General features: G+C 73.5%; 18 protein-coding genes and 1 pseudogene. All 19 read right to left on the bottom strand.

The window, feature by feature from the left end; translation table 11 throughout:
- Window positions 1–91: 91 nt before the first annotated feature.
- Complete coding sequence (locus ABZ930_RS20520; RefSeq protein ID WP_361549640.1) at window positions 92–1,792, bottom strand: carbohydrate-binding module family 20 domain-containing protein; 1,701 nt, start codon at window positions 1,790–1,792, stop codon at window positions 92–94.
- Window positions 1,793–2,098: 306 nt separating this feature from the next.
- The gene (locus ABZ930_RS20515) at window positions 2,099–3,643 is read right to left on the bottom strand and encodes a hypothetical protein (protein WP_361549638.1); all 1,545 of its coding nucleotides are present in this window, start codon (window positions 3,641–3,643) and stop codon (window positions 2,099–2,101) included.
- A gap of 7 nt (window positions 3,644–3,650) precedes the next feature.
- On the bottom strand, window positions 3,651–6,095 hold the full coding sequence (locus tag ABZ930_RS20510) for a GTPase-associated protein 1-related protein (protein ID WP_361549636.1): 2,445 nt from the start codon (window positions 6,093–6,095) through the stop codon (window positions 3,651–3,653).
- The gene (locus tag ABZ930_RS20505; protein WP_361549634.1) at window positions 6,092–7,279 is read right to left on the bottom strand and encodes a hypothetical protein; all 1,188 of its coding nucleotides are present in this window, start codon (window positions 7,277–7,279) and stop codon (window positions 6,092–6,094) included. Before ABZ930_RS20505 ends, ABZ930_RS20510 begins: the two co-directional genes overlap by 4 nt.
- Window positions 7,280–8,914, bottom strand: coding sequence for a hypothetical protein (locus ABZ930_RS20500; protein WP_361549632.1), 1,635 nt, complete (start codon window positions 8,912–8,914; stop codon window positions 7,280–7,282).
- A gap of 4 nt (window positions 8,915–8,918) precedes the next feature.
- Complete coding sequence (locus tag ABZ930_RS20495; RefSeq protein ID WP_361549630.1) at window positions 8,919–11,138, bottom strand: AAA family ATPase; 2,220 nt, start codon at window positions 11,136–11,138, stop codon at window positions 8,919–8,921.
- Window positions 11,135–12,559 carry a hypothetical protein gene (locus tag ABZ930_RS20490; protein ID WP_361549628.1) on the bottom strand — a complete coding sequence of 475 codons (1,425 nt, stop codon included), beginning with the start codon at window positions 12,557–12,559 and terminating at the stop codon, window positions 11,135–11,137. The genes ABZ930_RS20495 and ABZ930_RS20490 overlap by 4 nt, the downstream gene beginning before the upstream one ends.
- Complete coding sequence (locus ABZ930_RS20485; protein ID WP_361549626.1) at window positions 12,556–13,200, bottom strand: 4Fe-4S single cluster domain-containing protein; 645 nt, start codon at window positions 13,198–13,200, stop codon at window positions 12,556–12,558. The genes ABZ930_RS20490 and ABZ930_RS20485 overlap by 4 nt, the downstream gene beginning before the upstream one ends.
- Window positions 13,197–14,249, bottom strand: coding sequence for a hypothetical protein (locus tag ABZ930_RS20480; protein ID WP_361549624.1), 1,053 nt, complete (start codon window positions 14,247–14,249; stop codon window positions 13,197–13,199). The genes ABZ930_RS20485 and ABZ930_RS20480 overlap by 4 nt, the downstream gene beginning before the upstream one ends.
- Complete coding sequence (locus tag ABZ930_RS20475; RefSeq protein ID WP_361549622.1) at window positions 14,240–15,019, bottom strand: protein phosphatase 2C domain-containing protein; 780 nt, start codon at window positions 15,017–15,019, stop codon at window positions 14,240–14,242. Before ABZ930_RS20475 ends, ABZ930_RS20480 begins: the two co-directional genes overlap by 10 nt.
- A complete protein-coding gene (locus ABZ930_RS20470) occupies window positions 15,016–15,786 on the bottom strand; it encodes a hypothetical protein (protein WP_361549620.1) in 771 nt (256 codons plus the stop codon). Before ABZ930_RS20470 ends, ABZ930_RS20475 begins: the two co-directional genes overlap by 4 nt.
- The gene (locus tag ABZ930_RS20465; RefSeq protein WP_361549618.1) at window positions 15,783–15,995 is read right to left on the bottom strand and encodes a hypothetical protein; all 213 of its coding nucleotides are present in this window, start codon (window positions 15,993–15,995) and stop codon (window positions 15,783–15,785) included. The genes ABZ930_RS20470 and ABZ930_RS20465 overlap by 4 nt, the downstream gene beginning before the upstream one ends.
- A 143-nt stretch (window positions 15,996–16,138) precedes the next feature.
- Window positions 16,139–17,245 carry a hypothetical protein gene (locus ABZ930_RS20460; RefSeq protein ID WP_361549616.1) on the bottom strand — a complete coding sequence of 369 codons (1,107 nt, stop codon included), beginning with the start codon at window positions 17,243–17,245 and terminating at the stop codon, window positions 16,139–16,141.
- Between the two features lie 60 nt (window positions 17,246–17,305).
- Complete coding sequence (locus tag ABZ930_RS20455) at window positions 17,306–17,983, bottom strand: RES family NAD+ phosphorylase (protein WP_361549614.1); 678 nt, start codon at window positions 17,981–17,983, stop codon at window positions 17,306–17,308.
- Window positions 17,983–18,672 (bottom strand): hypothetical protein, encoded by a 690-nt coding sequence (locus ABZ930_RS20450; protein ID WP_361549612.1) that lies wholly within the window; start codon window positions 18,670–18,672, stop codon window positions 17,983–17,985. The genes ABZ930_RS20455 and ABZ930_RS20450 overlap by 1 nt, the downstream gene beginning before the upstream one ends.
- Entirely contained in the window at window positions 18,669–21,980 is a 3,312-nt protein-coding gene (locus tag ABZ930_RS20445) for a CHAT domain-containing protein (RefSeq protein WP_361549610.1), read from the bottom strand. The genes ABZ930_RS20450 and ABZ930_RS20445 overlap by 4 nt, the downstream gene beginning before the upstream one ends.
- Window positions 21,981–22,089: 109 nt before the next feature.
- A complete protein-coding gene (locus tag ABZ930_RS20440; protein ID WP_361549608.1) occupies window positions 22,090–22,683 on the bottom strand; it encodes a hypothetical protein in 594 nt (197 codons plus the stop codon).
- 109 nt (window positions 22,684–22,792) lie between these two features.
- Entirely contained in the window at window positions 22,793–23,866 is a 1,074-nt protein-coding gene (locus tag ABZ930_RS20435; RefSeq protein WP_361549606.1) for a LacI family DNA-binding transcriptional regulator, read from the bottom strand.
- A pseudogene (locus tag ABZ930_RS20430) lies at window positions 23,854–24,095 on the bottom strand (alpha-glucosidase); the annotation flags it as partial. The pseudogene ABZ930_RS20430 and the gene ABZ930_RS20435, both read right to left, overlap by 13 nt.

Genomic DNA, 24,095 nt, shown 5'->3' with positions numbered 1-24,095 from the left:
CATACGGAGCCGGACCGCCCGGTGCCTGCGGGGAGGCGGGACACCGGGCGGTCGGTGGAGCGGGGTGATGCGGATGGTTCGGAGAGGCTGGTCAGCTGCGCCAGGTGTCCGTGAGGGAGACGAGGCCGGAGGAGGAGGCGGTCGCGGTGCGGTTGGCGCCGCTCTCCCAGGTGACGTTGCCGCTCGCGTCCTTGCGGAGGTACTTGTACTCGAAGGAGGTGCCGGCGGGCAGCGCCACGTCCAGCTTCCAGACCGGGTAGGCGCCCGGGTCCAGCTTCAGGGCGTTGCCGGTGTTCCAGTTGCCCAGCTGGTCCTTGTTGCCGGTGACGTAGATGTTCTCGCCCCACGAGGTGGAGGCCGTGACGTTGAAGGAGGCGCCCGCGCTGGGGTCGGTGGTGGAGCTGTCGCCGCCGCCGCAGGTCTTGGCTCCGGTCTGGATCGCGAGTGCGGTGTTCGCCGCGAGGGTCGCCGTGAACTGACCGGAGGCGTTCACCGTGACGCCCTTGCCGCTCTGCACGTCGCAGTAGTCGCCGGCGGGCAGCGACGTCTGGAAGGTGCGGGTGAGCGAGGACGACTCGTGGTTGATGGCGACGTACGCCTTGGCGCCGCGGCCGAAGGCGATCTGGTTTGCGCCGTTGTCCCACCAGTCGGTGACGGCCTCACCGCGTGCGGTGTTGCGCCAGGAGACCATGCCCGCGATCTCGCGCCAGGCGTGCTGGCACTTCCAGCCGTCGGTGTAACAGGCGCTCACAGAGCCGGAGTTGGGCGGCCCCGCGTCCTTGTCGGTCCACTCGTATCCGGAGTGCACGTCGGGCGAGCCGTAGGGCCAGGCCAGCATGAAGACGTTCGCCAGGGTGTAGTTGGCGCCGTCCTTGTAGTTGAGGGTGTCGCCGCCGCGCTCGGTGTCGTGGTTGTCGACGAAGACGCCGGACTGGCCGGAGGGCATGTAGCCCCAGGCCTCGCCGAAGTTCTTCAGGTAGGCGAGGTTCTCGCTGGTGAAGACGCGCTTGAGGTCACGGGCGTAGCGGAACTCCTGGACGTCGCCGTTGCCGAGGTACTCGGACGGCGAGACGGCCTCTCCGGCGCCGTAGATGGCCTCCTGCTTCCAGTACGCGCTCGGGTTCGTCAGCCGCGACTTGATGTTGGCGAGGTCGGCCGCCGCCATGTGCTTGGCGGCGTCGATCCGGAAGCCGTCGACGCCGAGGGAGAGCAGGTCGTTCAGGTAGCCGGCGATGGTGGCGCGGACGTGCTCCTCGCCGGTGTCGAGGTCGGCCAGGCCGACCAGCTCGCACTCCTGGACGTTGGTGCGGTCCTGGTAGTTGCCGATCGTCGCCGTGCAGTTGTCCATGTCGGCGGACGAGTAGACGCCGGGGTAGTCGTACTTGGTGTACGAGGAGCCGCCGGTACCGGTGCCCGATCCGGCCGACATGTGGTTGATGACGGAGTCGGCGACGACCTTCACACCGGCCGCGTGACAGGTGTCGACCATGCTCTTGAAGGCGGCGCGGTCGCCGAGCCGTCCCGCGATCTTGTAGCTGACGGGCTGGTACGACGTCCACCACTGGGAGCCCTGGATGTGCTCCTGGGGCGGGGAGACCTGGACGTAGCCGTATCCGGCCGGACCGAGCGTGTTCGTGCATTCCTTCGCCACGGAGGCGAAGTTCCACTCGAACATCACCGCGGTGACGTCCTTCGTGCCGGGCGCTGCGGCCTGTGCGGGGGCCGGGGCCGTGACGGCGGCAGCGGCACCCGCCAGGACGGCGAGTGCTGCGGCCACGGACTTTCTGGCCATGGTTCCTCCTGATTCGAAGGGCAACGCGCCATGCCCGTGAGCGTGCTGAGGGGGGATCGCTTGAATCTTGCTGCAAGTGATTGCGGGGTGACCGTATGAGGGACCGTCATCACGGTCAACCCTTTGGACACACCCTTCTCAACCCGTCGGCGAAAACCGCGGATTCTCATTGCAAAGACTTACGCAAGCGTTCCAGCGGTGTTACGTTCAACCACGCTTCCGGTCCGGCGTCGGGGGCCCGGCCGTGCCGGGCCCCACGCGCCCGGCGTCCGGGCCGGCGGCGTCCACGCCTCAGTCGTCCACGCCTCAGTCGTTCAGGCACCAGTCGAAGAAGGTCGTGACACTGGGATCGACCCGGCCCTTGCCGTCCGCCACGGCCGCCGTGCAGAAGAAGCGGACCTCGCCGAACTCCAGGTCCATGGTCTCCACCAGGTTCCGCAGTCCGAGCCGTTCACTCAGCCACTTCCGCACGGACGCGGTGTCGTCCGGCCGCTCGGGCAGCAGGGCGGACCGGCCGGTCAGCAGGTCGCGCTTGCTGACGGCGACGGCGAGCCGGGACCGGTCCAGACGCGTGCCCATCGTGCGGACCGTCTGCACGGAACGCGCGAACACGTCCTCCGGGTCGACCGTCGAGGCGAGCGTGCGGTCGACCTTCGGGCCCTCGGCGTCCAGACGCGTCCAGAACGCGTCGACGGCCATGGGGTCCAGGACGAAGACGAAGGTGCGGGCCTCACGGATGTAGCGCAGCGCGTCGGTCTCCTCCCGGTTGACGAACCGCTCCCCCGCCGTGTCGAAGACATGCACCAGACGCTGGCCGCGACCGCTGCCGAGGACGAACGAATGGGCCCGGGGCAGCGCCTTCTGCGTGGGCCGGGTGTGCCCCTGGATCTCCAGGACCTCGTTCAGGACCTCCTGGGCGTCCCTCGACTCCTGGTCGGCGAGACGGATCCCGGCACCGCCGTCGGCCGCCGCGTCCTCCAGCGACTTCACCATCGCCGCCATCAGCTGGGTCTTGCCCGCGGCCCGGCCGCCGATCAGCGGCAGGATCACCTCGGCCATGTGTCCCGCGTCCCGGTTCATCGGCTTGCCGCAGGACTCGTGGACGCAGTGGCCGCTGAGCCGGGCGTCCTTGCCCATCAGCATCAGCAGGGTCGGCATCCGCCGGTCACAGGCGCAGCGGCGGCGGAAGAGACCGAAGGTGCCCGGCCGGATGTCGGCGTGCCGGCGGCGGCAGCGGTCACCGGGACAGTCGTACGCGGGATAGGGCACGCGCTCGAAGCAGCTCGGGCACAGCATGCCGCGGGGCAGGCCGCGCAGGATCATCACCGTGCGGTCGATGCCGCGCAGGGCGAGCGCGATCAGCCAGGCGCCGCCCGCCAGCAGGGCGACGACGAGGGCCTGTATCGCGAGCAGCAGTCCGAGCAGCGGGGCCGCGACGGCCGCCCCGACGCCCAGGCCCGCGTACAGGGTCAGTCCGTACGGCACCGAGATGGCACGGTGCACCGTGGGCGCGGTGAAGGTGCGGGTCCGCACCCGGCGGCCGGCGTCGGACACCACCCGGACGTACATCTGCCGCCCCTGGAAGAGGAGTTCGCGCAGATCGCGGGTGGCGGGACCGAAGAAGTAGTTGCGGTGGGCCAGTTCGTCGGCGGGCCGGTGCCGCGGGATCGTCGTGAACTCGGGGGTACGCCGGCGCAGCACTCCGTCGAGCACCTGGACGTAGCGGTACAGCAGTTCGCTGACCAGCGCCGCTCCGCGCAGACCCGCGATCGCGGGCGCGACGAACAGATAGGCCAGGAGCACCACCAGGTAGACCGCGGGGATGATGACGAAGGCCAGGATGTCTTCCATCGGTGACTCAGCCCTCTTCCGCTCGGGAGCCGTCCGAGGACCGACGCGGGGTGAGCTTGCGGCCCAGCTTCTTCATACGGCCCACGCGGAGTTCGGCGATCTCCTCGTAGCGGGCGGCGAGCTTCGCGTCGTAGGGGCGCAGTGCGGCGGCCAGCCGCTTGAGGTCGTCCGGGCGCCAGTGGTCGGCGAGGTGCTGGCGCAGCGCCGAGACGAGGTCCTGGTGAGCCTGCGGCAGGCGGCCGCGCGGATCGGTGACCGCGACGACGCCCGTGACATGACCGAGCAGCCGCGGGTCGACCTTGCGTGCGGTCGACGCTTCCCGGTACACGGCGCGCAGGTAGACGTCCGTGAGGCGGAACCCGAACTCCGGCAATCGCGTGCGGAGTCGGGCCGGGTCGGCGGGCAGCGCCAACAGCGCGGGCAGCAGCAAGTACTCCTTGAGGGCGCGGGGCGCCGCCCAGGCCTGCGTCTGCGGGATGCCGAACGCGACGGCGAGCGCGGTGGCCTCCTCGGCCCCGCACAGGGCATCGTCCAGGTCGACGACGACCCGCACGCGCTCCTGAGTGACCGCGGGCAGCCAGGCGAAGCGGCCGGGTTCGGCGAGCTTGTGACACAGCGTCAGGCAGTGCCGCAGCGCCTGTTCGTCCGTGATCTCCTGCTTCACGGCGCGGTCCAGCCATTCGGCGACCGCCTCGCCCACCGGTTCGTCCAGCGGGAACCGCACGGCGATCTCGGTCGCTTCCTTGTGCGTCCAGGGCCGCGACGGCTGTCGCCACAGTGCCCGCAGCAGGTCGGCGTCGGGTGCGGTCCGGCCGCGTACGTCCAGGATCCGGAAGAGCAGCTCGATGGTGCGGGCGGGTTCCCGCTCGGCCTGCGCCAGCCAGTAGTGCTCCAGGAGCCGGGGCTGCTCGCCGAGGTCCCGCTCCCTGAGCAGGTCGGCCGGGAACTGGGCGAAGAGCTGTTCCTGTCCGCCGCGGTCCTCGATGACCTCCTGCACCGCCACGGCGAGTTTCGCCCTGAACTCCGGCAGTGTGTGCACGAGTTGGCCGACCTCGGCGCGCAGCCCCGGGCCCGCCTCCGAGGCGCCGAGGAGTACCCGGGACAGGTCCAGGCTCTGCTGTGCGAGCAGTTCGGACGGCGGGGCGAGCCGGGCGCCGACCGCCCAGAGCAGCAGCCGTACCCGCTGGCGGGTGGTGGTGGCCTCGCCGAGCAGCCGCTGCCACAGGGCGGTGGCCCGCTCCCGCTCGCCGGGGTGGGTCAGGGGAACGGGACCCCGCGCGTTCTCGGCGCCGGTGATGTAGGCGCGGATCCGGGACTGGTGGAGCTTGCCCTCCAGTTCCTGGTGCAGGGCCGTGTCGCCGCCCGCCTCGGCGGCCGCGCTGAGCGCCGCGACCTGGCGGTCGTCCAGGTCACGGTGCTTGTGGTGGATGTCGGCGGCCACCGCGGCCCGGCGCGGCCCGAGGTGGTCGGCGCCGGGAAGCCAGTCGAGGACCGCGCGGACGTCGGCGGCCGTCAGCTCGATGCCGCCCGCCGCCGCGGCCGCCGCGACCGGGGCGTGCCAGTCGCCCAGCACCCGCTCCAGTCCTCCGGTGTACTCGGCGGTCCAGGACCACACCGAGCGGATCGACCCGACGCCGATCCGGGTCAGCAGGCGTACGAGGTGGTGGGTGGGGACCACCTCGGGGAAGCGGCCCGCGGAGAAGTCGAAGACGGTGTACGACTCCTCGTCGTCCGGGCCCAGGTCGAGATGGGCGCCGGGCACCGTGCCGATCAGGTGCAGTCGGCTGCGGGCGGGACGGAAGAGATAGGTGGCGAAGGACAGGGCGTGGGCCAGCGGGGGCGGCAGGAGGTAGGAGACGGCCGCGAACCAGTGGGCGATCCGGTCCGTGGTGTCGTCGACCACCACCACCGAGCCGTCCTCCGCGAGCGCCGCGAACACCGCGGCGAGGAGCGTCGGGAGCTGATCGGCGTACGGGTGCGTGCGCAGGAAGGCGCGGACCGCGCGGGGCGACAGCGGGCCGCGCGGCAGGGGTGCGGGCTGTTCCGGGAGTTCCGTGGAGTCGGCGGCCCGGGTGGTCCACAGCGGGGAGTCCCACAGCTCGATGGCGAGCAGTCCGCCGCTGTCGGCGGTGAACTCGCCCTCGGTGTGGAGCGCGTGGGCGAAGTAGTTGCCGAAGCGGCGGGCCGAGTCGCGCCCGGCGTAGCGCACGCACAGGGTGGTGGCACCGTTCGTCGCGCTCGCGGTGTGGCACAGGTTGACGGGGCAGCGGGCCAGCAGCTCGGGGGTGTCGGACTCGGCCAGGGCGCGCGGTGGTTCGTATCCGGCGAGGCCCTCGACCCGGTGCCGGGTGCCGGCCGTGACCTGCTCGCTCACCGCGTTGAACTGGAACCCCGACGACCCGCTCAGCCCGTGCTCGCAGGACGTGTAGTACAGCTGCTGGAATCCGGTCATCCCCGTCCCGTCCTCGGCACCGAGCCGAACTCGCTCAGCAGCCACAGCAGCGGGTCCGCGACCCGGTAGGGCTGGATGCCGAGGTCGGCGACGCGCGACTCGGCGGTGGCGCTGCGGCCCAGCGCGGAGACGCCGAAGTAGCGGTACCGGGCGAAGGTGTTCTCCAGGGACTGGTCGATGGAGACGCCGTCCCACTCCTTGAGGAGCTGCCGCACCTCCTCGTGGACGCTGAGGCTGTCGGAGACGTCGAACCGGCCGCGCGCGGCCGCGTGGGAGCGCAGCGGGCTGCCGCTCTCCATGAGGTGCCAGAACGCGTCCATCTTGGAGAAGACCACCGCGATCGGGGTGTCGACCTTCGCGGCCTTTCCGCCCTGGGCTGCGAGGAGCATGCCGCTCACCCGGCTCAGGACGTTGATCGGCGGGTCGATGCCGTCGAGGGCCGGCAGCTCCGTGCCGGGTGCGGCGTTGTTCCGGGCGCCCGGCATCTGCAGCGGATCCAGCAGCAGGACGATGCCGTCCGCGTTGGTCAGATAGCGGGTGTTGAGCTCCACGCTCTCGCGGCTGTTGAAGTCCTCGCCCGCGGTGTCGAAGAACGACAGGACGGTGTGCTGCGGCTGTTCCTTGAACAGCCTCTTGCGGCGCAGTCCGAACCGGAACACCAGCGGCTCCACCCGGTTGGCGTTGGTCGTCGCGGTCTGGGTGGGCGGGAACATCTGCCGGTCGCGGTAGAGCCGGTCCTCGTACTCCGTGCTGAAGCGGCGCATGGTCGTGTCGTCCAGGCCCATCAGGGAGGCGCCGAAGGCCTCACCCACCTGGTTGCGCATCTCGTGCAGCAGCACGGTCATGTAGATCGTCTTGCCGGAGGAGCGCGCGCCGACCATCGCGATCAGCCGGTTCTCCACCATGCCGAACTGGACGGGCAGTTCGACGTGGCAGACCGGGCAGATCCGGTACGTCGTCTCGCTCTCGCAGTCCGGGTGCACGGCCGTGGACCTGCGGCCGTCGGCGGCGAAGTCCGGGCCCACCTCGTGGCTGGGGCGCCGGCCGAACCGCTCGTCGAGGACGGGGTCGCGGCGCCGCTCGCACCGTTTGCCGACGCGGCTGAGCCGGCTGTTGCAGCGGAACCGGATCTCGCGCGGGGCGAAGGTCTCGTAGCAGTAGGGGCAGGTGAGTCGTCTGGGCATTCAGGTCACTCGCAGCCGGTGCAGCGCCGTGGGGCGGATGTCGGTTTCGTCGTGGTCGTCGAAGGAGCCGTCCCGCCCGTGCTCGCGCGGGGAGGCCGGGCCGCTCGCCGGGAAGCAGACGAGCCAGGACGTCCCCTTGGTGCTGGGGAAGGGGAACTCCACGGTGAGGGGCGTGCCCGCGGAGAGGCGCTGGGCGGGCACCTCGTGCAAAACGGTGCCCTCGGCCGTGCTGGTGGGGCGGTAGCGGCCGAGGCCGTGCACGATGCGCACGGCGGGCAGGTCGCAGCCGGTCCGCGCGGTGAACGTGACGGTGGCGACGCGGGCGCCGGTGAGGCGGCGGCGCAGCGCCGGTTCGTAGTCGACGATGGGCGGTTCGGCCGCGACGCGCAGCGAGGCGGCGCCCTCGGTGTCGACTCCGGCGTCCGGCACCAGCGCCTCGACGGTGAGGACGACCGTGCCGCGGCCGAGGGGCAGGTCGAGGCCGCCGTCGTGTTCGTAGACCCGCCGCTGACAGCGGATGTCGCCGTCGCGGGGACCGTCTCCGGGCGAGGTGGACGTGTCCTCGCGGCGCCAGCGGACGCGGGCGGTGAGGGCGTTGTCGGGCCAGGCCCACAGGACGAGGAGGTGGTCGTCGCGGCGGACGGCCTGGAGCTGGGTGACGGGGACGGAGTGGAGGGTCGACGTCGAGGTGGGGGTGGGCGTCGGGGGCGCGACAGGAGGGACCGGTTCGGGTCCGGGTGCCGGTGCTTCGGATGCCGGTGCTTCTGGGGTGGGGTCCGGTTCGGGTCGCGGCCGGTGCGGCTCTGCTCGGGGTGTCGGTATCGGCGTGGGGATCGGCTCCACGGGGGTGGCGAGTTCGGTCACCGTGGCGATGGGCGCTTGCGGGGGGCTCTCGGCCGGGGGCTCGGGGTCCGTCGGGGCGGTGCGCCAGGGCTGTGGCTCCGGGTCCTCCAGCGGTGGCGGGAAGTGCCCGCTCGACGCCGGAGCCGGGCCCGTGGCGATGCGCAGCAGACCGAAGTCCTCCAGGAGCAACAAACCGTGCACGACGGCCAGTTCGGGGGTGGTGCAGCGGACCGTGAGGCCCTGGGCCGCGGGCAGGTCCTCCACCTCGTCGCGGCGGGCCCGGCTCGTGTACAGGCCGCCGGAGAGGAGGACGGCGTCCGGGGCGGCGGTCCCGGCGAGTTCCCGGGAGATCGCCGCGCAGGCGTGGTCCTCACCGAGCGGTGCGGTGCGCGTCGTGACGATGCGGGCCGTCAGGTCCGGGGTGATGGCGAGCACCGTCAGCTCGACGGTCTCCGCCGCCTGGTCCACGACCAGGACCGTACGGAGGACGCCCTCGTCGATGGCGCCGTAGTGCAGGGCCACCCCGACGGGCTTCGGGACGATGCGCCGGACCTGGAGCCCCGCGTCCTCGGCGGCGCGGCGCAGCCGGGCCTCGGCCTCGCGGTCGGCGGCGGCGGGCAGGCCGAACACCGCTTCGTCGTCCTCGTCCGCGGCGAGCAGCAGGTGCAGCGCGGCGGCGGGGTCGGCGACGCCGTCCGTGCCGTCCAGGTCCGTCGCCGTGACGGCCGGGCGGCCCTGCGGATCGAACCGGCCGAGGTGGGCGATGCGGTGGTCGATGGCGATACCGAGCATGGCGTCAGCCGTTCCCTTCCTCGGTCGTGGCCCCGGCTCCCGCTCCGGCCGTGGCCTCGGTTCTGGCCCACGGCGTGCCCGCGGTGTCGACGCCGATCCGGACGCGGCTGCCCGGCGAGGGGCGCCGGGCCAGGAAGTGCGCGACCACGGCCGTCCGCAGCCGCTCCAGCTCGTTGCGGATCTGACGGCCGCCGTACGCCTGGTGCTCGGGGGTGCTCATCCGCGCGGTGATCCACGGGTGCAGGGTGGCGGTGTCGGGCACGAGCTCGACCTGGTGGCGTTCGCGCACGGACTCGACGAGCTGGCCCAGCAGCCGGTCGGCGATCTTGACGATGTGCGCGCGGCGCAGCATGTCGAAGACGACCACGCCCGGCTTGAGCCGGCCGTAGATCTCGGGCCGGCCGATCGCCCGGAACTTCTCCTCGACCGCCTGCGTGAAGTGTGCTTCGAGGGCGTCGTACGGGACTTCTTCGGCTCCGTCCTCGCCGCCGTCGGACAGCAGGCCCTGGACCGCGTCGGCGCCGGTGTTGGAGGTGAAGATGATCAGGCACTGGGAGAAGTACGCGGTCTGGCCGCGGCCGTCGGTGAGCCGGCCGTCCTCCAGGATCTGCAGGAACTTGTCGAGGACGCGGGGGTGGGCCTTCTCGATCTCGTCGAAGAGCAGGACGCTGAACGGCCGTTCCTGGACCCGGCGGGTCAGTTCGCCGCCCTGTTCGTGCCCGATGTAGCCGGGCGGGGCGCCCGCGAGCCGCTCGGCGGCGTGTTCCTGCTGGTACTCGCTCATGTCGAAGCGGGCGTACGCGCTCTGGTCGCCGAACATCAACTCCGCGACCGCCTTGGCCAGTTCGGTCTTGCCGACGCCGGTCGGCCCGACGAAGAAGAACGCGCCGCGCGGCCGCGCGGTGCCCGAGCCGCCGAAGTCGATGCCCACGAAGGCGGCCTGGAGCGCCGCGGACACCGCCTCGACGGCCTTGGTCTGTCCGACGACCCGGGTGCCGAGGACGCCGGCGGCGCGGGCCACGGTGTCGCGGTCGAGCTGGGTCCACGGATCGACGCTCACGTTGAGCCGGTGCAGTTCCAGGAGCTTGTCCGGTTTCTGCAGGGGCGCGACGCGCAGCCACGACGTGCGGGCGAGGGCCTCGATGTCCCAGCCGGACATGCCGTCGGTGGCGCCGACCAGGGCCTCGATGTCGTGCCGGGTCGCTTCCGGGGCGCCGTTGAACTCGTCGCGCAGCCAGGTCAGCCAGAGCCGGCGCTCGCTCGGGTCGGGCGGGCCGATGTGCAGGGTGGCGATCCGGGGGTCCTCCAGGTGGAACCAGCCGGGCAGCCTTCCGACGTCGCCGACCGCGCACAGGACGGCGTTGCGCGCGTGCGGCGGGCGGCCCGCGAGGCCGTCCCGGGATGTCACGGCGTCCGCCATCGCGGCGCGCAGCCGGAGATACCCTGCGTTCGACTCCGGCTGCCCGGGCGGGAGATGGTGGTCGACGTCCTGGAAGACGAACGCCACGGAGGCGTCGGGGGACGCGACGAGCCGGTGCACGACGGCGACCACGTCGTCGAAGGACCGCGGCGGTCCGGCCTGCCGCGGCGCGAGCAGACTCGACCGCTCTCGCCCGCGTTCGCGGCCGCGTCGCGTGCGCGGGTCGGTCTGTTGCCCGTCGGGGGCTGTCGCGTCGGGGCGCGCGCCGTCCCGTGTGCCGTCGGAGCCGGGTACGCCCTCGCCACCACGTGAGCCGTCGCCCTCGCGCAGGCCGTCGGAGCCGCGTACACCGTCGGTGTCCCGCCCGGCGGGGCGCCCGTCCCCCGTCGAGGCACCCGGACGTCGACCGCCCGGTCCGGCGTCGGCGTCCGGCGCGGCCCGGTCGGTCTCGTCGGACCGGCCGCGCCGTCCGGCCGCCAGCTCCGCGAAGCGCTCCGCGTGCCCGGGCAGGGGGAAGGTGAGTCCGGCCACCGGATCCCACCAGCCGACGACATCGGCTCCGCGCGCCTCCAGGACTCCGGCGACGAGATCGCGGAAGGAGGCGGGGCGGTCCTCGAACCACCAGCGGTCCCTGATCTGGCCGTTGAGGATGACCTGGCGGCCGCGCCGGAGTTCCCAGCCCAGGGACACCGCCCACAGGGGCATCATTCCGTCGGCGGTGACCGGTCCCGTGCCGTCCTTGTCCGCGCCGTCCGCGCCGTCCGCGCCGTCCTCGTCGAACTTGGTGAAGTCGAGCGTGGTCACGGGGTCGTCCACCTCCAGGAGGACTCGCGGGGCAGCGGCTTGGCCCGGCGGCCCGGCGGCTTGCCGTCCCAGGTGATCTCACCCGGGACGAACCCGTCGTCGCCGCCGAGCGACTCGTGCACCCGCTCCAGGAGCGCCTCGGTGGTGTCGCACACCGCCTCGTCCCGAGCGGCGTGCAGCGTGACGTCCGGCTCGCCCTCGACCCGGTAGACGAGGACGGGGGTGCCGTCCTCCTCGCTGGCGACCGTGGTCTCGTACGTCGCCCCGGTGGGCCGCGTGAAGTGCAGCCGGAAGGCGCCGTCCTCCTCCGCGCCGCCCTCGAAGGCGAACCCTTCCCCGGTCATGGCGTCCCGGAGCGCCGCCACCAGATCGCGCCGCCGCTCGTCCGCCAACTCCAGCTCGTCCAGGCGGCTCTCGGCGTCGGGCAGCCGGGACTCCAGGTCCTCCACCGCCGCCGTCGCCCGGCCCGGACTGCGCGCCGCCAGCGCTTCGCCCGCCGCGCGCAGTGCGTCGTCGATCGTGTCGGCGAGGTCGGGGGCGCCGAGGCCGGCGGCGGTGTTGACGACGCCCTGCGCCGCCGGGCGCACCGCGTCGAGCCGTTCGGCGGCCTCCGCGAGGGCCAGCTCCAGGGCCTCTTCGGCCTCGGCGCGCTTCCGCTCGGCCGCGCGTTCCTCCTCCGCCACGCGCTCCCGCTCCACCGCCCGGTCCCGCTCGGCCCGGGCCTCCCGCTCCGCGGTCTCCCGCGCCTGCCCGACCGTCGCCGCGTGCAGGTCCAGGGCGTGTTCGACCGTGCCCAACAAGGCCTCGAACCGCGCCTGTTGGTCCGGAGCCGTGGCCGCGCGGAGCTGCCCGATGAGGTCGTTGCAGCGCTGGTGCCCCTCCGCGTCGAGGGTCGTGCCCTCGGAAGCGGACAGTCGCCGCTCCAGGCCCGCGAGGACGTCCGCCCGGTCGCCCGTCCGGCCGCGGTCCGTCGTGCCGCGCAGGCCGACGACCTTGCCGCGCAGTTCCTCCACCGCCCCGTCGAGCGGTTCGCCGCGCGCGAGGCGCACCCGCAGCGCGGCCAACTCCCCCTCCAGGGCGCCGATCCCTTCGCGGACCCCGGACCGCTGGGCCTCGGCGACGAGCCCGCGCACCTCCTCCAGGCCTCGTTCGTCGGCGCGGGACTGCTCGGCCCGCGCCCGGTCCCGGCGGGCGGCGCGCTCGGCCTCCCTGCGGGCCGTCACCTCGGCCTCCTTGCGGGCGGCTTCGGCGCGGGCGCGCTCCCTGCGGGCGGCGGCGGCCCGGGCGATCCTGTCCCGTTCGGCGGCCCGCCTGAGCTCCCTGGCCCGCCGCTCCTCGGCCCGCCGCCGGCGCTCCTCCGCCTCCCGCTGGGCGTACAGCGCACCGACCCGGACGCTGCTGTACTTCGGTGATCCGCTCATCGTTCCCTCCGCTCCTCGGCGTGCAGCACGAACCCCCGCGCCGCGAGCTGTTCCTCGAGCTGTCCCCGGAATCCGGGGGTGGGCGGCACTCCTGCCCAGGACAGCGAACCGTCCGCCTCCACCGACATCTCGACCCCGGCGCTCGTGTCCGGCTCGTCGAGCACCTTCCGGTAGCGGTCGGTGAGCGGGACGAGCCGCTGGTTGTCCGAGCCGCGCCAGCGCAGCGCGCCGTGCCGGGCCGCGATGTACGGCCCGTCGACCAGCAGGTCGAGCCGGTCGAGCAGGGCGAGCCGGTCCGGGCCGCCGCGCCGCAGCGCCTCGTGGCGGAACCCGGAGTACGCCATCGCCCCGAAGCCGGGGCGCCGCGCGCGCACCGCGTCGAGCAGTTCGGCCAGCGCCCCGGCCTGGGCGAACGGCTCTCCTCCGGAGAACGTCACGCCTTCGACGTCGTCCAACGAGCAGAGCCAGTCGGCGAGTTCGGGCACCGTGCGGCTCGTGCCGCCGTCGAACGGCAGCGTCTCCGCGGCCACGCATCCCGCGCACCGCAGCGGACAGCCCTGCACCCAGACGACGGCGCGGCTGCCGGGGCCGAGGACGGTGCACCGGTCCAGGGTCCTGGCGACGGAGAGACAGGTCGTCATCGCTCCTCCTGCGCGGGGCCGGGATAGCTGTCGGCGCCCCGCTCGGCCTGGTCGCACCAGGGGCACCACGGGCGCTCGACGGTGTGGACGTGGTGGGCGTTGACCGCGCACACCTTCAGCCGGCCGACGGTCAGTTCGGCGGCGAGGGCCTCGGCCCACTCGGCCGCCGTGGGGCGTCGCGGGGTGCTCCCGAACGCCGTACGGAGCAGGTGGGCGAGGTTGCGCGGCAGCAGGTCGGCGGGCGGCACCGAACGGGGCAGCAGCACGGAGGCGCGGTCGACGAGGCGGCAGCGGCCGTGCAGCACGTTGTCGTCGTACGAGAGGTAGTCGCGGCCGTCCGCCGGGTGCCCCGCGAAGGGGTGCAGGCCCGCCATGAGGAGCTGGTGGACGAGGACGGCCAGGGTGAAGTCGTCGGAGGCCGCGTCCGGCGGCGTACCGGAGCCCGGCCCGGTGCGCTCGGGGGCCGTGTATCCGGGGGTGCGCATCCGGCCGGGGAACATCTCGCGGCCGTCGCCGAACTGCCAGGAGTCGACGTCCGCCATCCCGACGCGGCCCGCCTCGTCGACCCACAGGTTGTCGGGCTTGAGGTCGCCCACCACATAGCCCTCGGCATGCAGTTCCGCCAGCAGCCGGGCCAGGGCGAGGGCGGCGCGCAGTCCCGTCTCCCAGGTCGCCCCGGGCAGGAGGCCGCGGCGGGCCGAGGTGCCGAGGAGATGGCCGAAGGGCTGGTAGGCGTGGCGCATGTCGGTCATCACGTAGCCGTCGACGCGGTCCGCCTCGGTGCCGCCCGCGGTGTGCACCTGGACCAGTGGCCAGGCGAGCCGGACGGGGGTGCCGGAGAGCAGGCCGACGGTGCGGGGTTCACGGCGCTGGCGGACGAGGCGTGCGACGCGGCGCCGGTAGGCCGCGGCGTCGGGCGGGTCGGGTACGAGTTTCGCGACGAGGGGGCGGTCGTCCTCGATGCCGTAGACGAAGCCCTCCGAGCCGCTGCCGATCTGCTCGGTGAGCCGCCAGGTGTGGCCGCCGCGGGACACCAGCGTCAGGGCCATGGTCGGCCCTCCTCGACGAGCGCGCACAGGACGGTCAGGTCGTCACCGGTCCGCGAGCCGGCCTCGGGCGCGGAGAGCAGGCGTCTGAGCGGTTCGGCGTCGCCGTCGTTGTCGCGCAGGGCCGCGGCGAGGCCGAGGAAGAAGCCGTCGGCGGGCAACGGGCCCGCGGAAACGGGGAGTTCGCGGACGGTGGGGTGGTCGAGCGCGAGGGGCGCGCAGCCGTCGGTGGACAGCACGACGCCGCTCAGCTCGGGCTCCCACACGACGAAGGTGCGGATGCGCAGCTCCGCGCCGGGTGAGGAGAGGAAGGCGGTGGGCCCCTCGGGCGGCGGCAGGACGAGGTGGCAGCGGTCGTCGCGGGTGAGAAGGGTGCCGAAGCCGTCGCCGAGCGAGACGAAGGCCGCCCAGGGCGGCGCCACGACGGCCGCGGTGAGGGTCGCCGCCAGGTCGCCGGGGTCGGAGGCGTCGTCCCCCGACACCCCCGCGACCGCCCGCAGATACTCCTCGACGACGGCCTTGCCGCATCCCGCCGTCCACGCGGTCCACGCCTCCGGCGTCTCCTGGGCGGCGGGTATGTCCCGCGCCAGCAGGCGGCAGGCCGCGTCGACCGCGATATGGGCGCCGAGCGCGCTGCGGTCGCGGCTGCCCGCGCCGTCGGACACGGCGAGGACGGCCGCGTCACCCAGGTCGACCGCTTTGAACGCGTCCTGGCAGCCCTGGGCGCGGGCCAGATGCGCGGTGCCCTGGACACCGGCGCCCGCGACGATCACAGCAGGCCCCTTTCCAGCCGGTCCATCCGCGCGAGCTTGGCGGCCCGGTCCTCGACCTGCCGGTGGATGAGGTCCGCGTCCTGGTCGGGGCTGCTGTCATCGGTGCTCTGGAAGAACAGCTCGAGGATGCGCCCGAAGTCCAGGTTCTCCAGCAGGGAGGTGGCCTTCGGGGCCAGGGCACGCAGGAGCGGCAGGTCGGCGCCGCGCACTCCGACCACCTGGACCACCCACTCCCCCGCCTCCTCGCCCCGCCGCACCCGCTCGGCCGTGTCCGCGAGGGCGGCGGCCTCCAGCGGCCGTCCCTCGGTGTCGCTCGGCGCCCCGTCGGTGAGGACCCACAGGAAGGGGCGGCGGACCGGGACGCGCTGCCGCTGCAGGGCGCGGTGGCGGGCGTGGGCCAGATCGAGGCCCGTCTCCACGGCGTCCGTCAGCCGGGTCAGGCCCTCGGCGCGCAGCACGGGCGGATGCAGCCGGTCGACCAGCACGAACAGCCGCTCGCTGTCGGCCTCCTCGACCGGGACGAGGCGGCCGGGCCCGGGATCGTAGACCCGTACGGCCGAGTCGAAGGTGATCAGGCAGGTCTCGACCCGGGTGCGCAGTCGCTCCTGGGCCCGGACCCCGTCGAACCAGCTTCGCAGCGCCTCGTTCAGCTCGTCGATCCGCGGGTGCCGCGCGGGCCGCCCCATGGACGCGGACGTGTCGAGCAGGAGCACGACCGGCTGACGCTCCTCGTACCCGGCACCGAACTCGATGCCGCGCACGCTCATCCGGCCGCCCCCTCGGGGCCGGCGTGCGCCACCAGGCGTTGCCGCCCGGGGTCGAGGCGCACGGTGACGGCGGTCCCCGGCGGCAGGCCGGGCGGCTCGGGAAGCATGCGCAGCAGAACACCGTCGACGAGTACGTACGTGTCCGGGGCGGGCCACGTCACCGTACGACCGGTGCTGCCGTGAGCCCACTCCCCCATCCCCCTGATCATGCGGCCACAGTATGTGACATGGAGACCACCATTCGTGCCCCTTAAGGAAATTGACGCCCCGTCGAGACTCGGTGCGCCGGGGGCGCGAGCCGCCCGGGGCGAAGGCTCCCCCGAGGTCCCACCCGGGCGACCCGCACGTCCAGTCAAGCGGACCGGCCGGTCGCGGACGGGTCGCGAACCGGTCGGGTCCCGGCCGTGGTCCGTTCCACCACGCGGGCCGCCTCCGGGGTGCGGACCACGAAGTGCACGTCCCAGGGCGCGCCGCGCGCCAACTCCGCCTCGACGGCGCTCCATACGGCGGCCGCGCTCACCCGGTACGGGAGTCCGCCGCGTCCGGAGCCGAGCAGCGGGAAGCACACCGTGCGCAGGGGCGGGGTGTGCCGGTCGTGCTCCTCGGCCAGCAGCGTGAGGGCGCGCGAGGTGGCGCGGGTGATGTCGGCGGGCAGCACGTCGTAGTCGTTGGTGCCGGCGCGGGGAACGGCGACCGCCGCGTGGTAGATCCGCCGGACACCGGCCTCGGTCATCGCTCCCGCACCGGTGGCCGCGACGGTGCCGGGCAGGACGGGGCGGCCCGAAGTGCCGTGTCTGGCGGCCCACTTGCGCAGTTCGTCGTGGAGCGGGTCGTCGATGAGGTCACCGGTCACGCCGCGCACGGCGGCGGCTCTGCGCAGCGAGGCGGACACCGAGGACTTGTACGGCTCGGGCAGCGCGAAGTAGGTGTTGGCCGGGCAGACCACCACGTCCACGTCGCGCAGCAGGTCGACGGGGTGGACGTGGAGGGTGAGGTGGACGGCGCGATCGCCCGCGAGGACGTCCACGCGGCGGTGGGTGACTCCCTCCCAGTCGCCCGCGTCCGGTGCGCCGACCCGCCCGTCGACGGTCAACGCCTCTATCTGTTCGGCGACTTGGCCGAGCACCATCACTTCGTGGTGCTTGCGGAAACGCTCCTCGCTGACCCGGTACATCTCGGCGGCGCGCGACCGGCGGGAGGACGCCGGCCAGTCCCGGGTGCCCTGGGCGAGGCCCAGCGTGTACGCGGCGGCGGTGCGCAGCGTGCCCGCGTCGAGCCGGTCCACGGCGCGCCGCAGCAGCGCCTCGATCGCGGCCTCGCGGGTGCGCGCGGCGACCGTGGCGGCCGCGGCGGCGTCCAGTGCGGGCAGCTCACGGTCGCGCAGCCGCAGCAGTCCGGCGCGCCGGACTGCCTGTAATTCGGCGAGAAGTGACCCGTGGTCGACCGATCCTGGTGCCATACAGCCAACGATGACACCACGTGTCTCGGCCGAACAAGCCGATTGCGCAAGGCTCCCGGATCAGCGGTGCGGCGGCTCCTTGATCGCCGATCGCAGGGGTTCGAGCAGTTGATTGGCCTCCTTGATGCCGTCCGGGGAGCCGAGGTCGGCGATGCTGCGGTACGGCAGGGGTTCGAGCGGTCCGTCCACGACGTCCGCGAGACGGTCGCCGAAGAGCACCAGGGCACGCCGTGACGGGTTGCGTTTGGAACCCCAGACCATGCCCATGGCCTCGGGCACCTGGGCACGGACCTCCCGCGCCCACTGCCGGGTGTTCGTGTAGTGCTCGCGTCCCTCGTTCTCCAGCAGGGAGTTGTCCTGGAGGACGGCGGCGAGGGCGGGCCCCGAGCACAGGGAGACCAGTCTCAGTTCGCACCGAGTGCGCACCACGTTCAGTGACTTTCCGCGCACCGCCGCCCAGGGGACCAGGCGCATCCCGGTCTGCCGGTCGAAGGGCACGGAGCGCAGCAGTGTCTCGGCGAGTGCGGTCTCGGCGTCGACGGCCGCGTAGAGGCAGGGGTAGGGGTCCTCCTGGGTGCCGTGGAAGCGGCCGGGCGCGCGGTCGTCGGCCTGGAACGGCTTGAACTGCTCGGCGGCGAACCGGGACGAGTGCATCCGCCACAACTGGGTGTGGGCGGGCAGCACTTCCCAGTGCGGCTGGAAGCGGTACGCGGAGGGCGTCGGGGCCTGCTCGTGCATCAGTCCCCCTCCACCAGCACATGGGCGGCGTCCAGGAGTTCGCCGTCCGCGCGGTCGCCCAGGAGAGCGGCGGGCCGCCTGCCGCCCAGCCAGGCGTTGGCGCTCAGCCACCAGTCGGCGGCGCCCCAGGGGTCCGCGTCGGCGCACAGCAGCCCGTTGATCTCGAGGACGACCTGGTACGGGGCTCCGCCCCCGACGGGGAACTGGAACTCGGGGTAGCGGTCGCCGTGTTCGGGGTCGGCGAGCCTGATCAGGTCGGGCGGTGGTTCCGTTCCGGCGAGCCTCCCGCGGACCTCGGTGGCCGTCAGGGCGGGCGCCCGCAGCAGCCGCCGCTCGACTCCGGCGATGATCGCCGCGGTGTCGGGCGGCGGCGCCGGTGCCGCGGTGATCAGGGTCAGCAGGTCCACCGTCCGCCGCACGACGGGCTGCCCGGCCGCCGGTGTGGCGACGAGCCGTACGGAGTCGAGTGCCTCGCGGACCGGGTGGCCGTAGGGCAGCGCGACCAGGCCCAGGCGGACCCGCTGGAGGGCGCGGCGTACGGCTCTGGTGTCGTCCGGCACGCTGTCGGCGAGCGCCCGCAGACGCGTCAGCAGGCTCTGGTACTGCTCGTCGGTCAGGTGCTCGCGGATGCTGTCGTGGTGGTCGGCGATGAGGTCGAGCACCTCGGTGCCGCCGTCCCCGGGGTTCATACGGCCTCCTTCTTTCCCTGGCCGGGGTGTCCTTGGTGGATGAACGCGGCCCACAGTTCGGGCCGTTGGAGGTCGGGGCGGCCGGCGTCCGCCCGCAGGTCGTCGCCGAGGCAGCCCGGGTCCCGCCGGTCGGGGTCGAGCATCCACAGCTGCGCGGCGCGCAGGGCGTCGACCGGGCTGAGGCCGGCCCGCAGATGGTGGTGGAACACCGTCATCATGAGGCTCGACGCGCCGTCCTTCGCGGCCCATCGGGACCCCACGACGTCCCGCGCGCCGCCGGAGACGAACGCCGTGGTGAGGGTGAGGGCCTCGTCGTGGTCGCGGTTGCTCAGGTCGGTCTCGCAGGCACTGAGGACGATCAGCGGGCCGTCGGCCGCGTCCTGTCCGGCGGGCTGTGGCCGGTCCAGGAGGCGGGTCACGGTGAGCCGGCCGTGCTCGTTTGTCGCGTCGTCGGGGTCGGGCGGGGCCAGATGCAGCGCCGACTCGGTGGGGCGCGGCCCCGCCATGGCGTGGGTGGCCAGGTGCACCATCGAGTGGTCCTGGGCGAGCAGGGACAGGAGCTGGTCGGGGGTGCCGGCCGGCACCGAGCCGGGAGGGAGGCTGCCGAAGTCTCCGTACAGGCGCGCTCCCGGGTAGAAGGCTTCGCGCAGCGCGAGGACCTCCAGCTCGGCGAACAGGAGCCCGGCGTTGGGGTCGACGACCAGGGCCGGGGCCGCGATCGGGTCACGGGGAGCCAGTTTCACCGTCCGCAGGAACTGGCTGCCCGAGGCGGCGTAGCTGATCACCAGGGCCCGGCACAGGTAGTCGTACGGGGAGCCCTCCGGGAAGCGGGCCGCGTGCCAGGGCACGACGCCGAGCCGGCCGCACGGGACGAGGACGACGCGGGGCGCCCGGCGCTCCATGGTGCCGTCCGGGAGGTGTTCCTTCAGCCCGCCGAGCACTGGCTCGAACACCTCGTGCGCCCAGTCGCACAGCTCGGACAGGGCTGCCTCCCACGCCTGCTTCTTCCCGGGCCCGTCCTTCGAGAGGGCCGCGGCGGCGTCGAGGTAGCGCTCCAGGGGGCCGCTCCCGGTCTCGGAGAGCATGGGCAGCGCGCCGACGCCGATGCCGATCTCGGGGCCGACGGCGAGGACCATGCCCGGCGCCTCGCCGCCGGTGCCGGGGACCAGATAGATCAGCGCGTCCGCGCCCGCCTCGCCCACGCCGTCCGCGAGTTCGCGCAGGGTGGGTGTGCCGAGCAGGCCGCCGCGCTGTCGGTAGCCGAGCGCTTCGAGGGCCTGGCGGCGCAGGGTGCTGGGCAGTTCGGCGGGCAGTTCGGTGCCGTCGGCGGCGCCGGACGAGCGCCAGGCGGCGGCGAGGTCGGGGTGGCCGCGCTCCTCCAGGAGCTCGGGCACGGTGCGGGAGGTGGCCGCCGCCTGCAGCACCAGGGCGCGGCCCGTCTCGAGGGCGGCGACCGCGTCGTCGACCCGCTCGTGCACGGCGGCCCACAGAGCGGCCCGCGCGGCGAGGGAGGCGCCGGTGCGGGCGGTGGTCAGGCGGTGCTCGGTGCCGTTCTGGAGGAGGACGTCGGCGGCGAGCGTGGCGAGGGCCTCGTTCACCGTGTCGATGGCCGCGTCGGCGTCGGCCCGCTGCCGGGTGCGGTGCCAGCGTGCGCGGTAGCCGTCGGCGAGGTTCCACAGGGACTCGGCGGCGACGCGCGGGGCCCGGCCCTCCCGGATGTGCTCACGGAGCCGTTCCAGGGTGGTGATGACAGCGTCGAGGTCTTCCGGGTCGTCGGTGGCGCTGAAGCGCAGGCCGAGCCGGTTCGCCGCGGTGTGCAGCCGGTCGGCGGGGGTGTCCGCCGGGGGGACCTCCCGGTCGGGGACGGCCGAGGTGTCTCCGGCGAGCCACGCGCGGGTGAAGGCGACGTCGGCCTCGGGGAAGAGGCCCAGGAACGCCTCGTCCGCGAACGGAAGACTGCACTCGGCCCCGGCGGCCTTGCCCGCCTCCACGTCGTCGAGGGCGGCGGCGAGCAGTTCTCTGTCCAGGGTGAGCCGGCCGAGCATGAGGCGGACCGCGCCCCGCGCCATGAGGACGGCGAAGCGGAAGTCGTTCCCGTCGGGGACGGCGTCGGTCAGCGCCTCGGCCTCGGGGAGGAGTTCGCGCAGTCTTTCCGCGTCCTGGTTCTGCCCGGCGATCCGCGCTTCGGTCATCAGGTCCATCACGTCCGCCATGACCGCGAAGCCTTCGGCCATGGGGATCGAGGACTTCGCATGCTGCCGCATGTAGTCCGTGACCTTCTGGTTGTTGGCGAACCCGACCGCCTGGTCCTGGAGGGTGCCGCCGGCGCCTTCGCTCATGCTGAGCAGCAGGGCCATCATGCCCTCCAGGGCGTCCTTCTTGACGCCCAGGCCCTCCGGCATTCCGTCGAACGCCTCACGCAGGCGCCCGAGCTGCTGATTCATGGCTGCGGGGTCGCCCCCGCCGGCATGGTCGACGAAGTCGACCGACGTCGTGTTGACGGCCTGCCAGGCGGCGATCATCCGGCGGAACTCATCGGGGGTCCACGGCAGGGAGGGACTTTCCGTCCCAGCGGCGTCGGAAGGGGCCCGAGCGGGGCCCGTGCCGGGCTTGTCCCCTCCCCCGGTCATGCGCGTCATCGCGTCCGTCACCATCTGCCGCAGATGGTCGGTGGCCGGCGAACCGTCGTCGGGGATCATGGCGCCGAGCAGATCGCCGATCCCGTCCGCCGAAGGCCGCTCCCCGAAGTCGAGCACCTGCCGAAACTGCGCCAACTGTTCAGGGGGCAGAGGCAGTTCGACCGCGTCCGCCATCAGTTCCCGCACCTCGGCCGCGAGCCGGTTCATGCCGTCGAAGCCGTCCCGCATCATCAGGTCGAAGAAGGCGGTCGCGTCCGGTTCCGGGGCGAGCCCGCCCTTCATCTCCTGCAGGGGCAGCGCATGGGTCAGCAGGAACAGCGCGGCCCACCTGCGGTCCTCGGCCGAGGCCGCCGCACCGGTCCGCGTCGCCGGGTCCCGTACGTCGCGCAGCAGTCCGTGGGCGCGCTCCCGGTCCTCGGGGGTGCCGCCGCCCGCGGCGTGGCGCAGGGTGAGGACGCCGCCGAGCCACGCGGTCACCGTGGTGCGCAACGGTGGATCGTGGTCCAAGAGGCCGGACAGAGAGCCGAGTTCGGCGATCGATTCGTCATGGGCCCGGGAGGGCCGTGCCACCGTGTCGGGTGTCGGCATCAGGGCTCTGGCCCGGGCGACGGCCTCGCCCGCCCAGGTCTCCAGCGCCTGCACGCCGCCGGTCTCCTCTGCTTCGCTCACCGGCTCTTCCCCCGTCCCGAGAACCTCAGCCGTGCGCCTGTGCCCCCATGATGACGAGGTGTACGGCACAACGGTTGCCGATCACCGAGGTTTTCCGTCCTGCACCCGTTCATCGCCCTGAACTCGCCCTCGGCGCAACCGGATCGACGGGGTCCGCGGCGTCGGGGGCGGGCCGGTCCGGGACGACGCCCAGGTCGCTGCGCATGCCGCGGCGCAGCACGCGCAGCCGCTCCCACAGGGTGTCGATCTCCGCCCGGGCGACGTCGAGCGAGTCGCCGGGGCGTGGGTCTCCGTCGTCGAGGCGGCGGAGCCGGCCGTAGACGGTGCCGAGCGCGTGGGTGACCTCGCCGGCCAGGTCGAGCACCGTGTCGGGCAGCCGCATCTGGGCCTCGGCGTACACGTCCCGGTGCACGTCGCGGGCTTCGGTGAGGCGCTGGCGGACCGTGGGTGCGTCCTCCCCGCGGAGCAGGGTGTGCACCTGGTCGGTGAGCGCGGCGAGGTACTGCCGGGAGGCGGTGTTGAGGGCGACGTATCCGGCGCGCCGCTCCTCGGCCTCCCGCGCCCGCGTCCTGGCCCGTTCGGCCCGTTCGTGCTCGCGCCGCCGGCTGTGGTCGGCCGCGCGCTGGGTGAGCAGCGCCGACAGCAGGGTCCCGAGCACCCCGACGACCGCCACGACCAGCGCGTCGGCGCCTCCGATGTCCATCGCCCCCACCCCCGCGTCGCCGTGTGCGACCAGCGAACCGTGCCGGCGCGGCGGCGGGGAACCCCATGACCGGGGGACGCCCGGGATGCAGCCGGGATGCAGCCGGTTCCTAGGCCGTGCGTCGCGCCCGCTGCGCGGTCGACCCCCGCACCACGAGCTCGGGCTGGAACACGAATTCCGTCCGCTGTACGGGTGTTCCGCCGATCTCCTCCAGGAGGGCGCCGACGGCCGCCGTCGCCATGGCCTGGACGGGCTGGCGGACGGTCGTCAGCGGCGGGTCGGTGAACGGGATCAGCGGCGAGTCGTCGAAGCCGGTCACGGAGATGTCGCGCGGCACGTCGAGGCCGCGCTCGCGTACGGCCCTGATGACGCCGAGCGCCATGGGGTCGCTGCCGCAGACGATGCCGGTGCAGCCGAGGTCGAGCAGGGCGCCGCCGGCGGCGTGGCCGCCCTCGACGGTGAACAGGGTGCGCTGGATGAGTTTCTCGGCCTCGTCGCGCGGCAGGCCGAGCAGGGTGTGCAGGGCGGTGACGAACCCTTCGGCCTTGCGTCGCGAGGGCACGAACCGGGTCGGGCCGATGGCCAGGCCGATGCGCTCGTGTCCGAGGTCGACGAGGTGCCGCACGGCCATCAGGGCGGCCGAGCGGTCGTCGGGCGAGACGAACGGCGCGTTGATGTGTTCGTTGAAGCCGTTGATGAGGACGTACGGCACCTTGCGTTCGGTCAGCCGGGCGTAGCGCGCGGTGTCCGCCGTGGTGTCGGCGTGCAGTCCGGACAGGAACACGATGCCGTTGACGCCGCGCTCCTCCAGTTGCTCCACGAGTTCGTCCTCGGTGGCGCCGCCCGGCATCTGGGTGCAGAGCACGGGCGTGTATCCGTAGCCGGCCAGCACCTGTTCGATGACCTGCGCGAACGCCGGGAAGATCGGGTTGGTCAGCTCGGGGATGACCAGGCCGATGAGTCCGGCGCTGCGCCGGCGCAGGCGCACCGGCCGCTCGTAGCCGAGCACGTCGAGGGCGGCGAGCACCTTCTGCCGGGTGGCCGCCGCGACGCCGGGCTTGCCGTTGAGGACACGGCTGACCGTGGCCTCGCTGACCTGCGCCTGCGCCGCGACGTCGTGGAGCCGCAGGGTGCCGCCGCTCTCGGCGGCACCCTGCGGGGGAGAGACCGTCACGCGGCCCACCAGACGGTGCAGTCGGCGGGGAGTTCGATCTCGCCGTCCGCGACGGTGACCGGGCTGGAGGCCAGCAGCACCGCACCCGGGGCGGGGATGCGGACCGCGGTGCCGGTGGTGTTCACCGTGCACGCGAACCCGGGGCGCTCGAAGTGCAGCAGCCCGGCCGGAACGTCGTCGCGCCAGGTGACACTGTCCCCCGCACCCAGCCCGGCCCGCTCACGACGCACCGCCAGCG

The sequence above is a fragment of the Streptomyces sp. NPDC046716 genome (assembly GCF_040645755.1).
In the GTDB taxonomy this organism is placed as follows: domain Bacteria; phylum Actinomycetota; class Actinomycetes; order Streptomycetales; family Streptomycetaceae; genus Streptomyces.
The sequence above is the reverse complement of the archived record's forward strand: the minus strand, read 5'-3'. Positions and strand labels throughout refer to the sequence as shown.

Excerpts from the sequence above, each read along its gene's own strand:
- ABZ930_RS20520 (WP_361549640.1), bottom strand. The coding sequence starts at position 1,792 with ATGGCCAGAAAGTCCGTGGCCGCAGCACTCGCCGTCCTGGCGGGTGCC.
- ABZ930_RS20455 (WP_361549614.1), bottom strand. The coding sequence starts at position 17,983 with ATGCACGAGCAGGCCCCGACGCCCTCCGCGTACCGCTTCCAGCCGCAC.
- ABZ930_RS20500 (WP_361549632.1), bottom strand. The coding sequence starts at position 8,914 with ATGCTCGGTATCGCCATCGACCACCGCATCGCCCACCTCGGCCGGTTC.
- ABZ930_RS20485 (WP_361549626.1), bottom strand. The coding sequence starts at position 13,200 with ATGACGACCTGTCTCTCCGTCGCCAGGACCCTGGACCGGTGCACCGTC.
- ABZ930_RS20480 (WP_361549624.1), bottom strand. The coding sequence starts at position 14,249 with ATGGCCCTGACGCTGGTGTCCCGCGGCGGCCACACCTGGCGGCTCACC.
- ABZ930_RS20465 (WP_361549618.1), bottom strand. The coding sequence starts at position 15,995 with ATGATCAGGGGGATGGGGGAGTGGGCTCACGGCAGCACCGGTCGTACG.
- ABZ930_RS20470 (WP_361549620.1), bottom strand. The coding sequence starts at position 15,786 with ATGAGCGTGCGCGGCATCGAGTTCGGTGCCGGGTACGAGGAGCGTCAG.
- ABZ930_RS20440 (WP_361549608.1), bottom strand. The coding sequence starts at position 22,683 with ATGGACATCGGAGGCGCCGACGCGCTGGTCGTGGCGGTCGTCGGGGTG.
- ABZ930_RS20460 (WP_361549616.1), bottom strand. The coding sequence starts at position 17,245 with ATGGCACCAGGATCGGTCGACCACGGGTCACTTCTCGCCGAATTACAG.
- ABZ930_RS20505 (WP_361549634.1), bottom strand. The coding sequence starts at position 7,279 with ATGCCCAGACGACTCACCTGCCCCTACTGCTACGAGACCTTCGCCCCG.
- ABZ930_RS20515 (WP_361549638.1), bottom strand. The coding sequence starts at position 3,643 with ATGGAAGACATCCTGGCCTTCGTCATCATCCCCGCGGTCTACCTGGTG.
- ABZ930_RS20510 (WP_361549636.1), bottom strand. The coding sequence starts at position 6,095 with ATGACCGGATTCCAGCAGCTGTACTACACGTCCTGCGAGCACGGGCTG.
- ABZ930_RS20490 (WP_361549628.1), bottom strand. The coding sequence starts at position 12,559 with ATGAGCGGATCACCGAAGTACAGCAGCGTCCGGGTCGGTGCGCTGTAC.
- ABZ930_RS20450 (WP_361549612.1), bottom strand. The coding sequence starts at position 18,672 with ATGAACCCCGGGGACGGCGGCACCGAGGTGCTCGACCTCATCGCCGAC.